Annotated in this window: 16 protein-coding genes; 11 read left to right on the top strand and 5 right to left on the bottom strand. The window is 69.4% G+C overall.

Annotation, left to right across the window (positions count from 1 at the left end; translation table 11 throughout):
- Positions 1–22: 22 nt before the first annotated feature.
- From ACYVGI_RS17330 to ACYVGI_RS17340, 3 genes are read left to right on the top strand one after another with little or no spacing between them, the layout of a single operon-like run.
- A complete protein-coding gene (locus tag ACYVGI_RS17330; RefSeq protein WP_460633834.1) occupies positions 23–1,762 on the top strand; it encodes a cation:proton antiporter in 1,740 nt (579 codons plus the stop codon).
- Between the two features lie 46 nt (positions 1,763–1,808).
- The gene (locus ACYVGI_RS17335; protein ID WP_460633835.1) at positions 1,809–2,255 is read left to right on the top strand and encodes a Fur family transcriptional regulator; all 447 of its coding nucleotides are present in this window, start codon (positions 1,809–1,811) and stop codon (positions 2,253–2,255) included.
- A gap of 13 nt (positions 2,256–2,268) precedes the next feature.
- A complete protein-coding gene (locus ACYVGI_RS17340) occupies positions 2,269–3,762 on the top strand; it encodes a catalase (RefSeq protein ID WP_460633836.1) in 1,494 nt (497 codons plus the stop codon).
- Between the two features lie 125 nt (positions 3,763–3,887).
- Here the strand turns inward: ACYVGI_RS17340 and ACYVGI_RS17345 are convergent, their stop codons facing one another.
- Both ACYVGI_RS17345 and ACYVGI_RS17350 read right to left on the bottom strand, forming a co-directional pair.
- Positions 3,888–4,784 (bottom strand): Vgb family protein, encoded by an 897-nt coding sequence (locus tag ACYVGI_RS17345; RefSeq protein ID WP_460633837.1) that lies wholly within the window; start codon positions 4,782–4,784, stop codon positions 3,888–3,890.
- A complete protein-coding gene (locus tag ACYVGI_RS17350; protein WP_460633838.1) occupies positions 4,781–5,488 on the bottom strand; it encodes a PhzF family phenazine biosynthesis protein in 708 nt (235 codons plus the stop codon). The genes ACYVGI_RS17345 and ACYVGI_RS17350 overlap by 4 nt, the downstream gene beginning before the upstream one ends.
- Before the next feature lie 94 nt (positions 5,489–5,582).
- On the opposite strand from ACYVGI_RS17350, the gene ACYVGI_RS17355 reads away from it, so the two are divergent.
- Positions 5,583–6,686, top strand: a complete 1,104-nt coding sequence (locus tag ACYVGI_RS17355; RefSeq protein WP_460633839.1) for a LacI family DNA-binding transcriptional regulator — start codon at positions 5,583–5,585, stop codon at positions 6,684–6,686.
- Between the two features lie 416 nt (positions 6,687–7,102).
- Here the strand turns inward: ACYVGI_RS17355 and ACYVGI_RS17360 are convergent, their stop codons facing one another.
- Positions 7,103–7,534: a hypothetical protein gene (locus ACYVGI_RS17360; RefSeq protein ID WP_460633840.1), complete on the bottom strand. Its 432-nt coding sequence runs from the start codon at positions 7,532–7,534 to the stop codon at positions 7,103–7,105.
- A gap of 295 nt (positions 7,535–7,829) precedes the next feature.
- Between ACYVGI_RS17360 and ACYVGI_RS17365 the strand changes: the two genes are divergently transcribed.
- The 6 genes from ACYVGI_RS17365 to ACYVGI_RS17390 are packed head-to-tail and all read left to right on the top strand — an operon-like array spanning position 7,830 to position 15,170.
- A complete protein-coding gene (locus tag ACYVGI_RS17365; protein ID WP_460633841.1) occupies positions 7,830–9,497 on the top strand; it encodes an ABC transporter substrate-binding protein in 1,668 nt (555 codons plus the stop codon).
- Between the two features lie 4 nt (positions 9,498–9,501).
- The gene (locus ACYVGI_RS17370) at positions 9,502–10,482 is read left to right on the top strand and encodes an ABC transporter permease (protein WP_055889970.1); all 981 of its coding nucleotides are present in this window, start codon (positions 9,502–9,504) and stop codon (positions 10,480–10,482) included.
- Complete coding sequence (locus ACYVGI_RS17375) at positions 10,479–11,429, top strand: ABC transporter permease (RefSeq protein WP_460633842.1); 951 nt, start codon at positions 10,479–10,481, stop codon at positions 11,427–11,429. Before ACYVGI_RS17370 ends, ACYVGI_RS17375 begins: the two co-directional genes overlap by 4 nt.
- Entirely contained in the window at positions 11,426–13,117 is a 1,692-nt protein-coding gene (locus tag ACYVGI_RS17380) for an ABC transporter ATP-binding protein (RefSeq protein WP_460633843.1), read from the top strand. The genes ACYVGI_RS17375 and ACYVGI_RS17380 overlap by 4 nt, the downstream gene beginning before the upstream one ends.
- The gene (locus ACYVGI_RS17385) at positions 13,114–13,980 is read left to right on the top strand and encodes an alpha/beta fold hydrolase (RefSeq protein WP_460633844.1); all 867 of its coding nucleotides are present in this window, start codon (positions 13,114–13,116) and stop codon (positions 13,978–13,980) included. The genes ACYVGI_RS17380 and ACYVGI_RS17385 overlap by 4 nt, the downstream gene beginning before the upstream one ends.
- A gap of 17 nt (positions 13,981–13,997) precedes the next feature.
- Positions 13,998–15,170: a glycoside hydrolase family 1 protein gene (locus ACYVGI_RS17390; protein ID WP_460633845.1), complete on the top strand. Its 1,173-nt coding sequence runs from the start codon at positions 13,998–14,000 to the stop codon at positions 15,168–15,170.
- A gap of 73 nt (positions 15,171–15,243) precedes the next feature.
- Here ACYVGI_RS17390 and ACYVGI_RS17395 read toward each other — a convergent pair whose 3' ends face one another.
- Both ACYVGI_RS17395 and gabT read right to left on the bottom strand, forming a co-directional pair.
- Positions 15,244–16,737 carry an NAD-dependent succinate-semialdehyde dehydrogenase gene (locus ACYVGI_RS17395; protein ID WP_460633846.1) on the bottom strand — a complete coding sequence of 498 codons (1,494 nt, stop codon included), beginning with the start codon at positions 16,735–16,737 and terminating at the stop codon, positions 15,244–15,246.
- Positions 16,734–18,089, bottom strand: coding sequence for a 4-aminobutyrate--2-oxoglutarate transaminase (gabT, locus tag ACYVGI_RS17400; protein ID WP_460633847.1), 1,356 nt, complete (start codon positions 18,087–18,089; stop codon positions 16,734–16,736). The genes ACYVGI_RS17395 and gabT overlap by 4 nt, the downstream gene beginning before the upstream one ends.
- 94 nt (positions 18,090–18,183) lie before the next feature.
- Between gabT and ACYVGI_RS17405 the strand changes: the two genes are divergently transcribed.
- Positions 18,184–19,785 (top strand): PucR family transcriptional regulator, encoded by a 1,602-nt coding sequence (locus tag ACYVGI_RS17405; RefSeq protein WP_460633848.1) that lies wholly within the window; start codon positions 18,184–18,186, stop codon positions 19,783–19,785.
- Positions 19,786–19,818: the final 33 nt, after the last annotated feature.

A 19,818-nucleotide genomic window follows, 5' to 3' on the forward strand; every position in this document is an offset into this window, starting at 1 on the left:
GTAGCCCTCTAGGATTGGATATATGGAACTCGGTTTTTACGCGGTGATCGCCATCTCAGTGATCGTCGCCGTGGCCGCGTTCTCGAGAAAGCTCGGCGTCGCAGCCCCGATCATCCTGGTGCTCGTGGGGGTGGGGCTCTCCTATCTTCCGGGCGTCCCGGAGATCGAGGTGCCGCACGAGATCATCCTCGACGGCCTCCTGCCGCCCATCCTCTACGCGGCAGCCATCAGCGTTCCGCTCACCGATTTCCGCCGCAACCTCGCGCCGATCGCCGGCCTCTCGGTCATCCTCGTGATCATCACCGCGTTCGCGTCCGGTTTCCTGCTGTACATGATCCTGCCGGACCTCAACCTCGCGGCGGCCGTCGCTCTCGGCGCGATCATCAGCCCTCCGGATGCGGTGGCCGCGACCTCGATCGGCCGCAAGCTAGGCCTCCCTCCGCGCCTTCTGACCGTGCTGGAGGGCGAGGGCCTGGTCAACGACGCGACAGCCCTGGTGCTGCTGCGCACAGCCATCGCGGCCGCTGTCGGAGCGCTGGCGACGCCGTGGGCGGGCGTGTTCGACTTCTTCTACGCCGTTGTGATCGCCCTCGGGATCGGACTGGCGGCCGGCATCGTCTCGGTCTGGGTCCGCTCGAAGCTGAACGACCCCGTCCTCGACACGGCCCTGTCGATCGCCGTGCCGTTCGCCGCGTTCATGCCGACAGAGGCGGCGCACGGCTCCGGCGTCCTTGCCGTCGTGATCGCGGGGCTCTACACCGGGCACGCCGCGCCGAAGCACTTCACGGCGCAGGCAAGGATCACCGACCGCATCAACTGGCGCACCATCCAGTTCCTGCTCGAGAACGGCGTCTTCCTCCTGATCGGCCTGGAGATCCGCACGCTCGTCGCCGACGTCGAGCACCCGGAGATCCTCAGCGTCTGGGATGCGGTCGGAATCGGCCTGCTGGCCACGCTCGCCCTCGTCATCATCCGGTTCGTCCTCATCGGTCCCCTCGTGCTCGCCCTCCGACAACGCGCGCGGCTGGCGGAGAACGCCACCTTCCGGGAGTGGCTGATGATCAGCTACTTCCGAGACCATCCGGTTCGCACCAGACGCGAAGCGTTCCGCAAGCAACGGCTCGAGGTCCGGTATGCGCGGCGCCGCGCCGACCTGGAACAGCTCCGGCACGAGGACATCGACTGGCGAGGCGGCGTCGTCCTCGGCTGGTCGGGGATGCGCGGGGTCGTCACGCTCGCGGCGGCCCAGTCCCTGCCGGACGACGGCAGCATCCCGTACCGTCCGCAGCTCATCCTGATCGCGTTCACGGTCGCCGTGGTCAGCCTCGTGGTGCAGGGCGGAACGCTGCCCTGGCTGATCCGCGTGCTCAAGATCGAGGGCATCGACACCAGGTCGGACAGGCAGCAGCTCGCCCGCCTCCTCGACGACCTCAGCAACGACGGCCTCGCCGTGCTCGACGACCCGGAGGGCGCGGCCGGCGTCTCGGACCCTGTCGACCCCGAGGTGGTCGAGCGGGTGCGCCAGTCGTCGTATCTGCGGGCCGAGTCCGCCTGGGAGCGCATCCTGCTCAACGACGTGCCGGCCGACAGCAGGCCGCACCAGCTCTACCGCACGCTGCGCCTGGCGGTGGTCAACGCGGAGCGCGACCGCCTGCTGGAGGAACGCACGCGCGGCGCATACCCCTCCCGCATCCTGGAGGAGGCGGAGTCGATGCTCGACCTGGAGGAGACCAGGCTGCAGTCGCGCAACGTGCGGCACTGATTGCCTGCATTTTTTGAATCATTCAAAACAGGCTAGGCTCGTCCCCATGGACACGGCACAGCTCGATGGCGCACTGCGCGCCGCAGGGCTCAGGGTCACGGCGGGCCGCATCGCGGTGCTCGAGACCCTTGCCACGCATCCCCACGCGAACGCCGACGCGGTCTTCCGCAGTGTGATCGACGCCCTGCCGGGCACCTCGATCCAGAACGTGCACAACGTCCTGGGCGATCTGACCGGCGCAGGCCTCGTGCGGCGCATCGAGCCGGCAGGCTCCCCCGCGCTCTACGAGCGACGCATCGGCGACAACCACCATCACGTCGTCTGCACGTCGTGCGGCGCCGTGGCGGACGTGGACTGCGTCGTCGGCCACGCGCCGTGCATCACCCCGTCGGACGCGTCCGGCTTCTCGGTGAACACGGCCGAGGTGACGTTCTGGGGGCTGTGCCCGTCCTGCCAGGAGCGCGCGGCGAAAGCCCCGTCGCGCGTCGAGTGACGAAGGAGACTGAATGTCGGAGAACTACACGACCACCCAGACCGGTACCCCGGTCGGCAGCGACGCCCACTCGCTGACCGCAGGAGAGAACGGCGTCACCGCACTGCACGACCGCTACCTGGTGGAGAAGCTCGCGCAGTTCAACCGCGAGCGCATCCCGGAGCGGATCGTCCACGCCAAGGGCGGCGGCGCCTTCGGCACGTTCGTCGTGACCGGCGACGTCTCGCAGTACACGAAGGCCGCGGTGTTCCAGCCCGGCACCACCACCGAGACGCTGCAGCGGTTCTCGTCGGTCGCGGGAGAGCAGGGCTCCCCTGACACCTGGCGCGACGTCCGCGGCTTCTCGGTGAAGTTCTACACCTCCGAGGGCAACTACGACATCGTCGGGAACAACACCCCGGTGTTCTTCATCCGCGACGGCATCAAGTTCCCCGACTTCATCCACTCGCAGAAGCGCCTGCCGGGCTCCGGCCTGCGGGACGCGGACATGCAGTGGGACTTCTGGACCCTCTCCCCGGAGTCCGCACACCAGGTCACCTACCTGATGGGCGACCGCGGCATCCCGCGCTCGTGGCGGCACATGCCCGGCTACGGTTCGCACACCTACCAGTGGATCAACGCGGCCGGAGAGAAGTTCTGGGTGAAGTACCACTTCCACGCCACCCAGGGCAACGAGGAGATGCACGGCGCGGAGGCGGAGGCCATCGCAGGCGCCGACGCCGACTACTACCGTCGCGACCTCTACGAGGCGATCGAGCGCGGCGAGTTCCCCGCGTGGAAGGTCTCCGTGCAGGTCATGCCGTACGAGGACGCGAAAACGTACCGCTTCAACCCGTTCGACCTCACGAAGGTGTGGCCGCACAGCGACTACCCGCTGATCGAGGTCGGCGTGCACACGCTGAACAAGAACCCGGAGAACTTCTTCGCTCAGATCGAGCAGGCGGCGTTCTCCCCGGCCAACACCGTCCCCGGCATCGACATCAGCCCGGACAAGATGCTGATGGCGCGCGTGTTCTCCTACCCGGACGCCCAGCGATACCGTGTCGGCACCAACTACAACGAGCTGCCGGTCAACGCGCCGAACGCACCGGTTCACAACTACTCGCAGGATGGCGCAGGCCGTCACGGCTTCAAGCCGGCCACCGCCCCGGTCTATGCTCCCAACTCGAAGGGCGGACCCGTGGCTGACGCCGCCCGCGCCGGTGAGGGCTCGTGGGAGTCGGACGGCGCCCTCGTGCGCTCGGCGGCGACCCTGCACGCCGAGGACTCCGACTTCGGCCAGGCAGGAACGCTCTACCGCGACGTCTACGACGCCGCAGCCAAGGAGCGCTTCCTCGAGACGATCACCGGAGCGGTCGGCGGCGTGAAGAACGCCGAGATCCGCGAGCGCGCCATCCAGTACTGGACGAACGTGGATGCGACGCTCGGCGCCGCCCTCCGCGCCAGCCTCGCAGACGGCGCGTCCACCCCGGACGAGTCGGCGGAGTTCGTCGGCGTCGCCGGCTAGTCCGCGCATCCATCGAGTGGTCCCGAATTGCCGCGCCGCCAACGGCGCGCACGGCAATTCGGGACCACTCGTGTTTGTGGCGGGTCGGGCAGGCGGGTCGGGCGGGCGGGGTCAGGCGGGCGGGGTCAGGCGGGCGTGACCTCGGCGAGGGCGCCAGACTCGAGGGCGACCCAGACGGTTCCGTCGGCGGCGATAGCGAGGCCGTGCGGCTCCGACTCCGGCGTCGGCAGGTCGTGCAAGGTCAGGTCGCCATCGGCGGTCGCGTGCGCGAGCTGGTTCGCACCCCAGAGGGTCGCCCAGACGCCGCCGTCGCTGTCGGCGGCGACCGCGTGCGGCTTCGCGCCTGACACCAGCGGCACCTCGGAGACCGTGCCCCTGTGGATGCGCGCGAGCGCGTCGCCGAGGATCTGCGCCACCCACACGCCGCCGTCCGCTGCGACAGCGATGCCGACAGGGCCGGACGGGTCGCCCGGCAGCTCGGTGAACGCGATCGCCGCATCCCCTCCGCGCACGTGTCCGACGAGTCCGGCCGCGTTGAGGGTGAACCAGAGGCTGTCGCCGGTGGTCGCGATCATGGACACGAACGAACCTGCGCGCCCGACCGGGTATTCCTCCACCCTGCCGAGGATGTCGATGCGGCCGAGCGCGTCCGCGCCGAGCTCGGTGAACCAGGCGGTGCCGTCGTCGAGCGCGACGACGCCGAACGGCTGTGCGTCCGGCGTCGGGACGGCGACCTCGCCGATCAGGTCGATCACCGCATCCCGCAGCCCGAGGTGAACGAGGCGGTTGCCTGTGCTGTCCGTCACCCACACCGTCGACTCGGTCGCGGCGGCGAGCAGCGACGGCTGCGAGCCGTCGCCGAGAGACAGGTACGCCACGGTGCCGTCCGGCGACAACCGGCCGACGCGTCCTCCGTGCACGAGGGTGAACCACACCCCGCCGTCGCGGGTGACCGCGACGCCGTACGGGCCTTCGCCAGGCTCGCCGACGGGATGCTCGACGATCCGCACGTCCGCCGTCACAGGGTCGCGCTGATCGTGCGGTCGTACACCGTGCGGCCACCGACCCCGATGCGCTCGTCGCCCTCGATGGACGTCAGCAGCTCGGAGCCCTCGCCCTGGCTGATCCGCAGGTCGCGGCCGAGTCGCGCGGTCAGGGCGATCGCAGCGGCACCCGTCGCCTCATCCTCGACGATGCCCATCGCCGGGGCGAACATGCGGGAGCGCAGGTGCGCGACCGACTCGTCGATCCAGGCGTATGCGTAGTGCTGGCCCTCGGTGAACGCGTACGGGTCGAGCGCATCCACGTCGGCGGGAGACTCGAGCGGCAGCCACTGGAACGTCGGCGCCCATTCGGCCTCCGCCGTGATCCAGGTGGGCTCGTCCTCCGAGCCGTATGTCACATCGACCACGCCCGCCTTCTCACGCAGCATCGTGATCGGGGTGCCCTGCTCCGCCAGCCACCACGCCGTGCCGACGCTGGGATGCCCTGCGAACGGCAGCTCTGCCGCGGGGGTGAAGATGCGGATGGTCGCGACGCGCCCGAGTTCGCCGTCTTCGCTGAGCGCGTCGAGGAACACCGTCTCGCTGAATCCGAGCGCCGAGGCGATCGCCTGCTCCCGCCCGGCCGTCGCCGTGGAGCTGCGCACGATGCCCAGCTCGTTGCCGTTCGCGCCCCGGTCGTCCGTGAAGACGCGGACCACCACTACTTCGATCGTTTCGTCCATGCTGCCAGCCTCCCACGAACCCGGCGTCCGCGGATGCCTGTGCGGATGCGCCTGCGTATAGTGGGGGTGCTCGAAGCAAGAAGGAAGCGCATACATGGGCCGGAATCCGACCGTCTACGACGTCGCGACGCACGCCGGTGTGTCGATTGCGACGGTCTCCCGCGTGTTCAGCCGCCCGGAGACCGTCAAAGAGGCGACGCGCGAGCGTGTGCAGGCGTCGGTGGATGCGCTCGGCTACGTGCCGAGCGGAGCCGCCCGCGGCCTCGCGGCCCGCAAGACCGGCGTGCTCGGACTGTTCTTCCCCGGCCTCGACGCGATGGACGACATCTCCGACGTGCCACTGAACGCACAGGACGAGGCCGGCAGCCGCACCACGATCATCCGCGACGTCGGGGGAACCGCGGACACGCGCCCGTTGAACCTGTACTTCGACGAGGTGCTGCGCGGCAGCGAGCTTGAGGCTTGGCGCAACGGCTTCGTCCTGCTCGTCGGGGTGGGCAGAGGGGCGACGTCGACGGAGACCGTCCGGGAGATGGCCGGGCGCGTCGACGGCCTGGTGGTGCTGGCGGGGAGTGCGAGCGACGACGAGCTCGCGCAGCTCGCCCGCCGCATCCCCGTGGTCGTGATGGCGGGAGCCAGGGGCGGCGACGAACTCGACCACGTCTCGGTCAGCAACGACGAGGGGATGCGCGCCCTCGCCGGACACCTGGTCGACGATCTGGGCGTGCGCGACCTCGCATACGTCGCCGGAAGCCTGGACTCCCCCGACGACGCAGAGCGCTGGGCCGGTTTCCGCGCCGCTCTCGCCGAGCGCGGCCTCCCCGTTCCGGAGACGCCGGAGCACAGGGGCGACTTCACCCGCGACGGCGGCCGCAGGGTGGGCCGTGAACTGCTCGCAACAAGGACGCTGCCGCGTGCGGTCGTGTGCGCCAACGACCAGATGGCTCTCGGCGTGATCGACGCCGCCCGGATCGGCGGTGTGGATGTGCCAGGCGACCTGATCGTGACCGGCTTCGACGGCATCGACGCCGGACGCCTCTCCACCCCGCGGCTCACCACGGTGAAGCAGCCGATGGAACTGCTCGGACGCGCGGCGGTCCAACTGCTCGTGCGGCGCCTGGCCGACCCGGATCGCCCAGCGGGCTCCGTGCGCCTCCCCGTCGAGGTCTACCTGCGGGAGAGTTCAGAGCCCGCCTGACGCACGCGCTCCGCCCGGCTCTGCCCCACTACCTCTGCCCCGCCAGCCCCGCCAGCTCGACTCCCACAGGAGAACCCGCCCGACACGCCGCCCAATCCTCCGTCCCACAGGAGAACCCGGCCAAACCGAACCCAATTCTCCGTCCCCCATGAGCCCCCGCCCCGCCGCCGCCTAGCCCGCGTTCCGCAGGAGAATCCGGCCCGCCCGCGCCGCCGCACCCGCGTTTCCGCAGGAGAAGTCGCCCGGACGCGCCGGTTTCTCCTTCGGGACGGAGGGACGCGCCGCGGCGCTCGGCGAAACTCCTGCGCTCAGGCGGCCAGCGGAACGCGCTCGGGGCTCGCGCCTCAGGCGGCCAGCGGAACGCGCTCGGGGCTCGCGCCTCAGGCGGCCAGCGGAACGCGCTCGGGGCTCGCGCCTCAGGCGGCCAGCGTGACGCGCTCGCGGAGCAGGTCGACGACGGTGTGCGGCTCGCGGCCGCCGACGCAGACGAAGAAGACGAAGTCTTCTGGCGCGTCGACGGTGATCACCGCATCCACTGCGTGCCACGCGTCGTCGGGGACGGCGGTGAGGCTCAGCATGTCGAAAATGCGGCGCTCGGCGTCCCGCGCGGTGCCCTGCACCGTGTAGAACGCGTCGATGCTCGCGTCGTCTGCAGGGTCGGCGAGCCAGCCGATGAGGGGGGTGGCCGTCGCAGCGCTGATCGGGAGGACGCCGAAGAGAGCGGCGGTGAGCCGTTCGACGGTGGCGCCGCTCGCGAGTCCGACGCTGCGGGAGGCGTCGAGCGATGAGATGGCGATCCAGCGGCCGGGGGCGACGTTGTCGACCACGGTCAGAAGGGGTGCGGGCATAGGTGTGTCAGTGATAGTGGACATGGAAGTCGGGTACTTTCCATACATACACGCCCGAAGAACGGGTCACGGAGACGCTTCCCTAGCACGTTCCCCCATGCACCGCGTCGACAGGCGAAGCGGGTAAACGCTCTCGACGGTGCCGAGAGGACTCCGCCGGCTTTTCGGGAAGCCGACGGCGTACCCCGACTATACCGGTCTGTCCTCCATCCGGGGGACCCCATTTTGGGGGTCATCTTGCAAAAGTGAATGTATGCGCTTACAGTGGTCCGCGTACCAAGCAAGGATGGTGGCAATGACGCACACGAAACACACCGGCACCCGACGCCGGGGACTCGCGATGCTCGCGACGCTGGCTGCGGCCGCTCTCGCCCTCTCGGGCTGCAGCATCAAGATCCAGAGCCAGCAGGACCCGTCGATCCCGGCGGACACGATGCTGCTCGCCGCAGACAAAGGCACTCCGATGATGGAGCGCAACTTCAATCCGTACCTCGTCAACAAGCGAGCGGCGGCGAGCTACATCTACGAGCCGCTCGTGGTCATCAACGTGCTCGACGGCAAGGGCACCCCCTGGCTGGCCTCGAAGATCGAGCTTCCAGACCCGCAGACGATCGACTACACCATTCGCAGCGGAGCCACCTGGTCGGACGGCACTCCGTTCACCGTGCAGGACGTGAAATTCACGCTCGACCTCATCAAGAAGTTCCCGACGCTCGACCTCAAGGGCGCCTGGCAGCACATCAAGACCCTCGAGGTGAAGGGCGACCACCTGATCGTGCACCTCAAGGAGGCGGACGCCCCCGCGTCCGACATCATCTCCCAGACGCTCATCGTCCCCCAGCACATCTGGAAGGACGTCAAGAACCCGGACACCTGGCGCGACCCCGACCCGGTCGGCACAGGCCCGTACACGCTCGGCAACTTCTCCTCGCAGCAGTACACGATGGACAAGAACGAGTCGTACTGGCAGGCCGACAAGGTGCAGGTCAAGCACCTGGTGCTCCCCTCCGCCACCAGCGAGCTCGACATCGCCACCAAGGGCTTCGACTGGGCGTACGCCTTCATGAGCGACGTGCAGGGCACCTGGGTCTCCGCCAACAAGAACAACAAGTACTGGTTCCCGCCGGGCGGCGTGATCAGCCTCATGCCCAACCTCACGGTCAAGCCGTTCGACAACCTGGATGTGCGCCGCGGCATCTCGCTCGCGCTCGACAAGGACAAGATCGCCGACGCGGCCACCGAGGGCTACATGACCGCCGCCGGTCAGACCGGGCTCATGCTTCCCAACCAGAAGGACGAGCTCGACCCGAGCATCCCGGATCAGGGCATCATCACGCAGAACACCGCCGCAGCTCTCGACGCGTTCGCCGCTGCCGGGTACACCAAGCAGGGCGACAAGCTGGTGGATGCGAACGGCAAGCAGTTCTCGTTCTCCATCACCACGGCCAACGGGTACTCCGACTGGCTCCGCGCCGTGCAGGAGGTCCGCAAGGAGCTCGGTGCCATCGGCATCGACGTGTCGATCAAGCAGCCGCAGCCGCCCGGGTATCAGGCGGCCATCCAGAACGGCGACTTCCAGGTCGCGATGGGCGGCATGGGAGGCGGCATCATCTTCCAGGCATACAACGGGCTGCTCTCCAGCGAGTTCGCCACCCCGATGGGCAAGGCGACCGCCAGCAACTTCGGCCGCTACAGCGATCCGGCGACCGACGAACTGCTGCAGGAGTACAAGGTCACCACGGACGAATCCACGCGGCTTCAGCTCAGCCACGAGTTGCAGCGCGTCGTCTACGACCAGTTCCCCGTGATCGGCCTCTACTACGGCGGCCTCTGGGGTCTCTACAACGATGCGAAGTTCACCGGCTGGCCGGATGCGAAAGACCCGTATGCGCCCCCGCAGACCTACGACCAGACCCCGCTGCTCGTGTTCACGCATCTCAAGCTCAGGAAGGACGGTGAGTAGGCCGATGGCGTACGCGCTCCGTAAACTCGGCCTGTTCGTCCTCACTCTGTGGGCGGCGGTCACGCTGAACTTCATCCTGCCGAGGCTCATGCCAGGCTCCCCCACCGACGCCGCCATCGCGAAGCTGTCGCAGAACGGACCGGTCACGGCCGCCACCCGCGCGGCCATCGAGGCCCAGCTCGGCGTGCCGGGCGGCAACCTGTGGGACCAGTACGTCAGCTACCTGCACCAGGTGGTCACGTTCGACTTCGGCGTCTCGTACACCTTCTATCCGCAGACGGTGTCCGAGCTGGTCGGTCAGGCCTTCCCGTACACGATCGTGCTGCTCGGCATCGTGACCATCGTCGCGTTCGTGCTCGGGACGCTGCTCGGTGTGCTCGCCGCCTGGCGCCGCAACACCTGGCTCGACTCGCTGCCGACGCTGACCGGCACCTTCGCCAGCACATTCCCGTATTTCTGGACGGCGCTGCTGCTGCTGTTCTTCCTCGGCTACGTGCTGCACTGGTTCCCCACCTCCGGTGCGTTCGGCCCGACGGCGACGCCGTCGTGGAGCTGGGACTTCATCGTCGACGTGGCTTACCACGCGATCCTCCCGGCCGTCACCATCCTGATCACCTCGATCGGCGGCTGGATCCTCGGGATGCGCAACGCCATGATCAACACGCTCGGCGACGACTACGTGACCTTCGCGGAGGCCAACGGCCTCAAGGGCCGCACCGTCGCCATGAAGTACGCCGCCCGCAACGCGATCCTGCCGAACCTCACCGGCTTCGGCCTCGCCCTCGGCGGCGTGGTCGGCGGCTCCATCCTGGTGGAGCAGGTGTTCGGCTACCCGGGAATCGGCTTCCTGCTGTTCAACGCGGTGATCGGCCAGGACTACCCACTGATGCAGGCGCTGTTCCTCCTCATCACCGTCAGCGTTCTCGTCGCCAACTTCCTCGTCGACATTCTGTACGGCGTACTCGACCCAAGGACCCGCCGATGACCACGACACAGAGTTTCAAGTCCATTTCAACGGATGCCTCGGCCTCGGGAGGGGCGAAGCCGCCGCACCGGCTCGCGTTCATCGGACGTGCAGCATCCACCCTGTGGTCGAACTGGAAGTCCAGGCTCGGCCTCATCATCCTGGCGTTCTTCGTGCTCGTAGCGATCTTCGCACCGTTGCTCGCCCCGTACGGCGCCACGCAGGACGGTTTCCCGCGCAACGCCGATTCGAGCCCCGAGCACTGGTTCGGCACCACCGCCGCCGGCGAGGACGTGCTCAGCCAGCTCATCTACGGCGCGCGCGTGAGCGTGGCGGTCGGCTTCATCGCCGGTCTGCTCTCCACGGTCGTCGCCGTGCTGATCGGTCTGAGCTGGGGATACATCCGGGGCTTCGGCGCCGAGGTGGTCAACTTCTTCGTGAACCTGTTCCTCGTCATCCCCGGCCTGCCGCTGATGATCGTGATCGCCGCCTACCTGCAGAACGGCGGACTGTTCATGATCGTGACCGTCATCGTGATCACCGGATGGGCGTGGGGCGCCCGCGTGCTGCGCAGCCAGACCCAGTCGCTCCGGTCGCGCGACTTCGTCACAGCGGCCCGCTTCTCCGGCGACCGGCCGTTCCGGATCGTGTTCAACGAGATCCTGCCCAACATGACCTCGCTCATCACCGGCAGCTTCTTCGGCGCAGCGACCGCCGCGATCCTCGCGGAGGCCGGCCTGGAGTTCCTCGGCCTCGGCGACTCGTCGATCGTGAGCTGGGGAACCATCCTCTACTGGGCGCAGAACTCGAACGCCCTCCTCACCGGGCAGTGGATCCTCCTGTTCGCCCCCGGTCTCTGCATCGCGCTGCTGGCGATGAGCCTCACACTCATCAACTTCGGCGTCGACGCGATCAGCAACCCGCGCCTCCGAGAAGGACGCCCTGCGAAAGAAAAGAGCGCACGATGAGCGAGATGCTCGAGGTCCGCGACCTCTCCGTCATCTACGAGTCCGCCGGTCAGACGCCGGTGCAGGCCGTCGACCACGTGTCGTTCACGGTCGGCGCAGGCGAGTTCATCGGCCTGGTCGGCGAGTCCGGCTCCGGCAAGTCCACCCTCGGCTTCGCACTCACCCGGCTGCAGAAGCCGCCCGCGCGCACCAATGGAGGCGAGATCCTGTTCGGCGGCCAGGACATCCGGGAGCTCGGCGACGAGGAACTGCGCCGCCAGCGCCAGGGCGGCTTCGCGATGGTGCTGCAGTCCGGGATGAACGCCCTCAACCCTGTGCGGACCATCCGCAAGCACTTCGCCGACATCTTCCACGCCCACGGGCACGTTGCGAAGGAACGCTGGGACGACAGGATGCGCGAGCTCGTCGGCAAGGTCGGCCTCACAGAGCAGGTGCTCGCCCGCTTCCCCGGTGAGCTCTCCGGCGGGATGCGCCAGCGCGTCTCGATCGCGCTCGCCCTGTCGCTCGAACCCCGCCTGATGGTGTTCGACGAGCCGACCACCGCGCTCGACGTGCTCGTGCAGCACGCGATCATGGACACGATCACCGAGCTGCAGCAGTCGGAGGGCTTCACGGCCATTCTGATCAGCCACGACCTCGGCGTCGTGCTCGAAGCGACGCAGCGCGTGCTCGTGATGCACGACGGCCGCATCGTCGAGGACGCGTCGAGCAGGCAGATCCTCGAGGCGCCGCAGCACGAGTACACGCGGATGCTGCTGAGTCACTACGCCGACCCGCGGGCCGAGGTGGTGGAGCTGCCGGGGTTCCCGGCGCGACGCGAGGGCGCGAGCGGCGCTGCGGCATCCGGCACGGCCACCGCCGTGCGCGAGCGCGAGGGCCGCGCTGCGCAGGCGGCCATCGTCGTCGACGGCGTCTCGAAGGTGTACCCGGCACCGCGTCGCGGCGAGAGCGAGGTGACCGCGGTCGACACCGTGTCGTTCACGCTGGAGCCCGGCCAGTCCCTCGCGCTGGTCGGCGCATCCGGATCGGGCAAGTCGACCATCGCGAAGCTGCTGACCGGCGTCGAGAAGCCGACCTCCGGCACGGTTCGCTTCGGCGACGCCGACGTGGCGAAGCTGAACAGGCGCGGTATCCGCGACCTGCACAAGAACGTGCAGATGGTGTTCCAGGACCCGTATGCCGCCCTCAACCCGCTGCACACCGTCGAGTACGCGCTCACCCGCCCGGTGGTCAACTTCACCGGCCTCCGCGGCAAGGATGCGCGCCATCGGGTGCTCGAACTGCTGGAGACTGTCGGGCTCACCCCGGTGGAGCAGTTCGCGTCCAAGCTCCCGCACCAGCTCTCCGGCGGTCAGCGCCAGCGCGTCGTCATCGCGCGCGCTCTGGCGAGCGATCCGCAGGTGCTCATCGCCGACGAGCCGGTCTCGATGCTCGACGTGACGCTGCGCGCAGGGGTGCTCGCCCTGCTGGAGGACCTGCGCGAGCGGTGGGGCGTCTCGCTCCTCTACATCACGCACGACCTGCTCTCTGCGCGGCTCGTCACCGACGACATCATGGTCCTGAACTCGGGACGCGTCGTCGAGCGCGGGAGGACAGCCGACGTGCTGCGCCACCCGTCCGACCCGTACACGATCGAACTGCTCGATGCCGTGCCCAACCCGGCCCGCGCGAGGGAGGCCCTGGCATGACCGCGTTCGCCTCGGTCGCGCCGTTCGGGGCGCTGCCCGTTCCCGCAGGCGTCGAGGTGGTCGGCATCCCCGCGGCGGTGGGCACGCTGACCGCCCTGCACGCTCCGGCGACGGGTGCGCGGGATGCGCGGGGCACGGTCCTCTTCGTGCCGGGCTTCACCGGCTCCAAGGAGGACTTCCGCACCTTCCTTCCGCTGCTCGCCGCCGAGGGCTGGGACGTCTGGGCGTACAGCCAGCGCGGTCAGGCGGACTCCGCAGCACCCTCCGGTGTGGAAAGCTACCGGCTCGACGCTCTCGCCGCAGACACGGTCGAGGTGGCCCGCCTGATCGGCGACGGTCAGGCTGTGCACCTCATCGGGCACAGCCTCGGAGGCGTCGTGGCGCGGGAAGCGACCATTGCGGCTCCGGATGCGTTCGCCTCCTTCACCATGCTCTGCTCCGGCCCGACCGGCTGGCCCGGTCGCCACCAGCAGACCACGGACACGGTGTCGGAGTCCGGCTCGATCGGCCTGTGGAACCGCGACAACCCGCACACCGTCGGGCAGTCGGACTCCGCCCTCACACCCGACGAGGCGTTCCTCCGCCTGCGCGCCGAGCGCACGTCGAGCGACAACCTCCTCGCCGGGGCCGAGATCCTCCGCGCCGACCACGACACGACCGACGCGCTCCGCGCATCCGGAGTCCCCGTGCTGGTCGCGCACGGCGAGTTCGACGACGCCTGGCCCATCCCGATGCAGCAGCACATGGCGGAACGCCTCGGCGCGAGCTACGCGGTGATCGAGGGCGGCCACCACTCCCCCCAGCTCGAAGCGCCGGAGGCAACGGTCTCCGCCCTCACCACCTTCCTTTCGACCATCCACTGAAACACCACAGGAGTAACGTGCTCACCTTCCCCGAGGGATTCCTCTGGGGCGCTGCCACCGCCGCGCACCAGATCGAAGGCAACAACATCAACAGCAACTGGTGGGTGCACGAGCACACGCCTGGCACCTCCATCGTCGAACCGTCTGGTGACGCGATGGACAGCTATCACCGCTACCGCGAGGACATGAAGCTGCTGGCGGACGCCGGACTCAACACCTACCGGTTCAGCGTCGAGTGGGCGCGCATCGAGCCGGAGCGCGGATTCGTCTCGCGCGCCGAGATCGACCACTACCGCCGAATGGTGGATGCGGCGCACGAGTTCGGGCTCAACCCTGTCGTGACGCTGATGCACTTCACCGTGCCGCGCTGGTTCGAGCGCGACGGGTTCTGGCGGGCACCGGATGCGCCAGACCTGTTCGCGCGCTACACCGAGCTGGCGCTGCCGATCGTCTCCGACGGCGTCGACCACGTCTGCACGATCAACGAGCCGAACATCGCGGCGATGCTCGCGGGCGGAGAGGACGCGGCCAACCTGGTCGCCTACGGCCTGCCGAATCCCGACCTCGGTGTCGCGGATGCGCTGCTCGCCTCGCACAAGCGCTCGCGCGAGGTGCTGTCGCAGGTGTCAGGGCTCAAGTCGGGCTGGACAATCGCTACGCAGGCGTTCCGCTCGAACGGCGAGCCAGGCTCGGAGGAGAAGCTGCGCGAGTACGGCTACCCGCGCGACGACTGGTATCTGGAGCAGTCCGCCGGCGACGACTTCGTCGGCGTGCAGGCGTACACGCGCACGTTCATCGGCCCGAACGGCCCTCTGCCGGTGGCCGACGACGTCGAGACAACGCTGACCGGCTGGGAATTCTACCCGCCCGCCGCCGCCGAGGGTGTGCGCAGCGCGTGGGAGCTCTCCGGAGGGGTTCCGGTCATGATCACCGAGAACGGGATCGCGACCAGCGACGACGAGCGACGGATCGCATACACGGATGCTGCCCTGCGGGAGCTGCACGCCACCATCCAGGACGGCGTTCAGCTCGAGGGCTACCTGCACTGGAGCGCGCTCGACAACTACGAGTGGGCGAGCGGATACCGCCCGACCTTCGGTCTGATCGCGGTCGACCGCGAGACCTTCGTGCGCACCCCCAAGCCGTCCCTCGCCTGGCTCGGCGCGATCGCGCGCGCGAACGGCCTCTGACGCGCGCACGAGTCGTGCGAAAAGGGCGGTCCGGGATGCCCGGACCGCCCTTTTTGCACGAGGCGTGCCGCCGCTAGCTCGCGGGAATCAGCGTGTACTTGGTCGACAGGTACTCGTGAATGCCCTCTGCACCGCCCTCGCGACCGAGACCGGACTGCTTGATGCCGCCGAACGGCGCCGCTGCGTTGGAGACGAGGCCCGTGTTCAGGCCCATCATGCCCGTGGCGATGCGGTCGATCATGCGCTGACCGCGCGCCAGATCCTCGGTGAAGACGTAGCCGACCAGACCGTACTCGGTCTCGTTGGCGCGGGCGACGCCCTCGTCCTCGGTGGCGAACGTCGTGATCGCGAGCACCGGCCCGAAGATCTCCTCGGCCAGGATCGTGCTGCCAGGCTGCACATCGACCAGGACGGTCGGCTCGAAGAAGAAGCCGTCGCCCTCCGGCGCGTTCCCGCCGGTGAGCACGCGGGCGCCGCGGGAGACCGCATCCCCCACCAGCTCGACCATGGATGCGACCGCCTTGGCGTCGATGAGCGGACCGATGGTCACGCCCTCCTCCGTGCCAGGGCCGAGCCGCAGCGCCTTCACGCGCGCGGTGACCTTCTCCGCGAACTCCTCAGCGACGGACTCGTGCACGATGAACCGGTTGGCCGCCGTGCACGCCTGGCCGATGTTGCGGAACTTCGCGAGCATCGCGCCCTCGACCGCCTTGTCGACATCCGCGTCGTCGAAGACGACGAACGGCGCGTTGCCGCCGAGCTCCATCGAGGTGCGCAGCACGTTCTGCGCCGCCTGGGCGATCAGCCGCTGCCCGACGGGCGTCGAGCCCGTGAAGGACAGCTTCCGGAGCCGCGGGTCGGCGATGATCGGCCCGGACACGGTGCTCGACGTGCTGGTCTGGATCACGTTGACGACACCGGCGGGAACTCCGGCGTCCTCCAGCAGCTTCGCGAAGAACAGCGTGGTGAGCGGCGTGAGCTCTGCGGGCTTCACGACCACCGTGCATCCCGCTGCCAGCGCGGGAGCGATCTTGCGGGTCGCCATCGCCAGCGGGAAGTTCCACGGCGTGATGAGGAAGCACGGACCGACCGGCCGCTGCGAGACCACCATGGTGCCTGTGCCCTCCGGGTTCTGCCCGTAGCGACCGCCGATGCGCACGGCCTCCTCGCTGAACCAGCGCAGGAACTCGCCGCCGTATGTGACCTCGCCGTTGGCCTCGGCCAGCGGCTTGCCCATCTCCAGCGTCATCAGCAGCGCGAAGTCGTCGCGGCGCTCCTGCAGCAGGTCGAACGCCTTCCGCAGGATCTCGGCGCGGGTGCGGGGCGGGGTCGCCGCCCACGCCTCCGCTGCTGCGTCTGCCGCGTCGAGTGCCCGGATGCCGTCCTCCGGGGTGGCGTTGGCGATGCGCTTGATGACGCGGCCGGTGGCCGGGTCGATGACCTCGATGGGGTCGCGCGTGCCGGCCTCCCAGCGGCCGTCGATGTACAGGCCGTCCGGCACGCGGGAGAGCAGGTCGCTCTCGCGCTCGGTCAGTGCGGCCGGTGCGGTCTCTTCTGCGATGCTCATGCGTTCACCAGTGCTTCCGTAACGATGTCGAGTCCTTCGACGAGGAGGTGGTCCGGGATGCTCAGGGGCGGCAGGAACCGGATGACGTTGCCGTACGTGCCGCAGGTGAGCAGCACGACGCCCGCGGCGTGCACAGCCGCGGCGACTTTGGAGGTGAGAGCGGCATCCGGTTCGCCGTTCTCGTCGACGAGCTCGATGGCGACCATCGCGCCGAGGCCGCGGACCTCTGCGACGCGGGGGTCGGCGTCGCGCAGGGCGCCGAGCTTGTCGAACAGGATCGCGCCGATCGCGCGGGCACGGGCGGCGAGGTCCTCGGTCTCGTAGGTCTCGATCGCGGCGAGGGCGGCGACGCAGGCGAGCGGGTTGCCGCCGTAGGTTCCGCCGAGACCGCCGAGCTGCGGCGCATCCATGATCTCGGCACGACCGGTGACGGCGGAGAGCGGAAGGCCGCCCGCGATCCCTTTGGCGGTGACGATGAGGTCGGGAACGATGCCGAACTGCTCGGAGGCGAACATCGTGCCGGTGCGCGCGAAGCCGGTCTGCACCTCGTCGGCGATGAAGACGACGTCGTTCGCGGCCGCCCAGTCGGCGAGCGCTGGGAGGAAGCCGTCCGCCGGGACGATGAAGCCGCCCTCGCCCTGGATCGGCTCGATGATGATCGCCGCGAGGTTGGCCGCGCCGATCTGCTTCTCGATCATGGTGATGGAGCGCTTGGCCGCCTCGGCGCCGGACAGTCCGCCGTCGCGCAGCGGGTAGCTGAGCGGGGCGCGGTAGATCTCGGGGGCGAACGGGCCGAAGCCGTTCTTGTACGGCTGGTTCTTCGCCGTGAGGCCCATCGTGAGGTTGGTGCGGCCGTGGTAGGCGTGGTCGAACGCGACGACGGCCTGCTTGCCGGTGTAGTGCCTGGCGATCTTGACCGCGTTCTCCACGGCCTCCGCACCCGAGTTGAACAGAGCGCTGCGCTTGGCGTGGTCGCCGGGGGTCAGCCGGTTGAGCGCCTCTGCCACGTCGACGTACGAGTCGTACGGCGCGATGGTGAAGCAGGTGTGCGTGAACGCGGCGACCTGCGCGGTGACGGCCTCGACGACGCGCGGGGCCGAGTTGCCGACGCCGGTCACGGCGATGCCGGAGCCGAAGTCGATCAGCGAGTTGCCGTCGACGTCGACGATCACGCCGCCGCCGGCTGCGACCGTGTAGACGGGGAGGGTGGTGCCGACGCCCGCGGCGACGGCCTGCGCCTTGCGCTCCGCGCGCTTGCGCGACTCGGGGCCGGGAATGGCGGTGACGAGCCTGCGCTCCTGCGGGAGGGCAGGGCCGCCGGTGACGGTGGGTGAGGAGTCGAGGATGGTCATGGGGGAATCGTATGGAGGCTGGCCCCACCGTCAATTAGCCACCGTGTACAATCTGTTCGCCAGCGCTGGACAGCCTGGCGGATCGGAGTGGATCGTGCCCGCCACCATCGCGCAGTTGCTCGCCCGGCCGGATCTGGGCCTGCGCCTGCTCACGCCGAACGTGTCTGCCGCACTGGATGCGCGCATCCAGTGGGCACACAGCTCCGACATCGACGATCCGACGCCGTTTCTCGCTCCTGGCCAGGTGCTTCTCATCACGCGCGAGCCCGGGGAGGTGGAGCCGTACGTCTCCCGCCTGGTCGAGCACGGCATCGCCGGACTCGGTTTCGGCACCGAGGTGGTGCGCGCCGGGACTCCGGATGCGCTGATCGAGGCGTGCACCAGGCTCGGCCTCCCGCTGTTCGAGGTGCCGTACCGAACGCCGTTCATCGCCATCGCCCGCTTCGTGGCCGATCGGGTGGCGGCGGACACCTACGCCCGCAACACCTGGGCGCTCCGCGCATCCAGGGCCATCTCTCTGGCGGCGTTGCGACCGGATGCGCTCGGCGCGGTGCTCGCGGAACTCGCCCGCCAGATCGAGCGGCCCGTCGCGCTGGTCGGGGCGGACGGAGAACTGGACAGGGCGTATCCCTCCGGCGCCCTGTCGGCCGTCGACCGGGCCGCGATCACGACGGCCGCCGAGCCGCTGCTGCGCGCCCGCCGCCGGGCTGCCGGCACAGCAGGGGGAGGACGGACCGGCGGCGTCGGCGCCGACGGCGGAGCCGACGTCGACGGCGGAGGGACCACAGAAGGGAGAGGGAGCACCGACGGGAGAGGGAGCACCGACGGGAGAGGGAGCACCGACGGGAGAGGGACAGACGGCAGCGAGACGTTCGCGCTGCAGACCCTCGGCGCCGCCGGACGCCTGCGCGGGGTGCTCGCTGTCGGCTCGTCTGGGCTCGACCAGGCGGCGCAGCAGGTGGTCACAGGCGTCGTGGCTCTGGCCGGGCTCGCGCTCGAACAGAGCAGGGCGACGGATGCGGCGCGCACCCGCCTGCGCACGGCCGTGTGGCGCGCGCTTCTCTCCGGTGACCGCGCACTGGCGGAGACCGTTGCCGAGCCGGTGCTCGGCGCTCTGCCCTCCGGACCGGTGCGCGTCGCCGTGCTCGGCGGTATCGCCATCGCCTCGGCGGCGGACGTTCTGGAGACGAGGCCTGGCCTGTTCTTCGCCCGTGACGGACACGACCTGGTCATCCTCGAAGAGGACGCCGCCCCGTCAGGACTGCCGGAGCTCGCAGCCCGGTTCGACCTGCGTGGCGGCATCTCCGCCGCCGGTCCCCTGACCGAGCTGCCGTCCGCCCTCGCGCAGGCGTCGGCGGCACGCGAGCGTGCCGACGCCGACCGGCCGCTCCGCGGCTTCGACGACATCGCAGGCGGCGGGATGCTCGCCCTTCTGGACACCCCGGACGCCCGCGCCGTCGCGACGGCGGCCATCGCCCCGCTTGCGAACGCCGACCAGGACCTGCCCCGCGCGCTGCGCGTCTGGCTCGACCACAACGGCGTCTACGACGTGGCCGCCCGCGAGCTCGGGATGCACCGGCACACGCTCCGCACGCGCGTCGCCGACGCCGAGCGCATCCTGGGTGTCGACCTGGGCAGCTTCGCCGCCCGCGCCGACCTGTACGCCGCGCTGCGCGCCGCCGCAACGCCCGGCTGAACGAGCCCCCGGCTGAGCCAGCGCCCGACTGAG

Source organism: Leifsonia lichenia, assembly GCF_054780215.1.

What these genes read in the sequence shown, in the direction of transcription:
- ACYVGI_RS17330 (WP_460633834.1), top strand. Translation starts at nt 23, where the DNA reads ATGGAACTCGGTTTTTACGCGGTGATCGCCATCTCAGTGATCGTCGCC.
- ACYVGI_RS17335 (WP_460633835.1), top strand. Translation starts at nt 1,809, where the DNA reads ATGGACACGGCACAGCTCGATGGCGCACTGCGCGCCGCAGGGCTCAGG.
- ACYVGI_RS17340 (WP_460633836.1), top strand. Translation starts at nt 2,269, where the DNA reads ATGTCGGAGAACTACACGACCACCCAGACCGGTACCCCGGTCGGCAGC.
- ACYVGI_RS17350 (WP_460633838.1), bottom strand. Translation starts at nt 5,488, where the DNA reads ATGGACGAAACGATCGAAGTAGTGGTGGTCCGCGTCTTCACGGACGAC.
- ACYVGI_RS17355 (WP_460633839.1), top strand. Translation starts at nt 5,583, where the DNA reads ATGGGCCGGAATCCGACCGTCTACGACGTCGCGACGCACGCCGGTGTG.
- ACYVGI_RS17360 (WP_460633840.1), bottom strand. Translation starts at nt 7,534, where the DNA reads ATGCCCGCACCCCTTCTGACCGTGGTCGACAACGTCGCCCCCGGCCGC.
- ACYVGI_RS17365 (WP_460633841.1), top strand. Translation starts at nt 7,830, where the DNA reads ATGACGCACACGAAACACACCGGCACCCGACGCCGGGGACTCGCGATG.
- ACYVGI_RS17370 (WP_055889970.1), top strand. Translation starts at nt 9,502, where the DNA reads ATGGCGTACGCGCTCCGTAAACTCGGCCTGTTCGTCCTCACTCTGTGG.
- ACYVGI_RS17375 (WP_460633842.1), top strand. Translation starts at nt 10,479, where the DNA reads ATGACCACGACACAGAGTTTCAAGTCCATTTCAACGGATGCCTCGGCC.
- ACYVGI_RS17380 (WP_460633843.1), top strand. Translation starts at nt 11,426, where the DNA reads ATGAGCGAGATGCTCGAGGTCCGCGACCTCTCCGTCATCTACGAGTCC.
- ACYVGI_RS17385 (WP_460633844.1), top strand. Translation starts at nt 13,114, where the DNA reads ATGACCGCGTTCGCCTCGGTCGCGCCGTTCGGGGCGCTGCCCGTTCCC.
- ACYVGI_RS17395 (WP_460633846.1), bottom strand. Translation starts at nt 16,737, where the DNA reads ATGAGCATCGCAGAAGAGACCGCACCGGCCGCACTGACCGAGCGCGAG.
- gabT (WP_460633847.1), bottom strand. Translation starts at nt 18,089, where the DNA reads ATGACCATCCTCGACTCCTCACCCACCGTCACCGGCGGCCCTGCCCTC.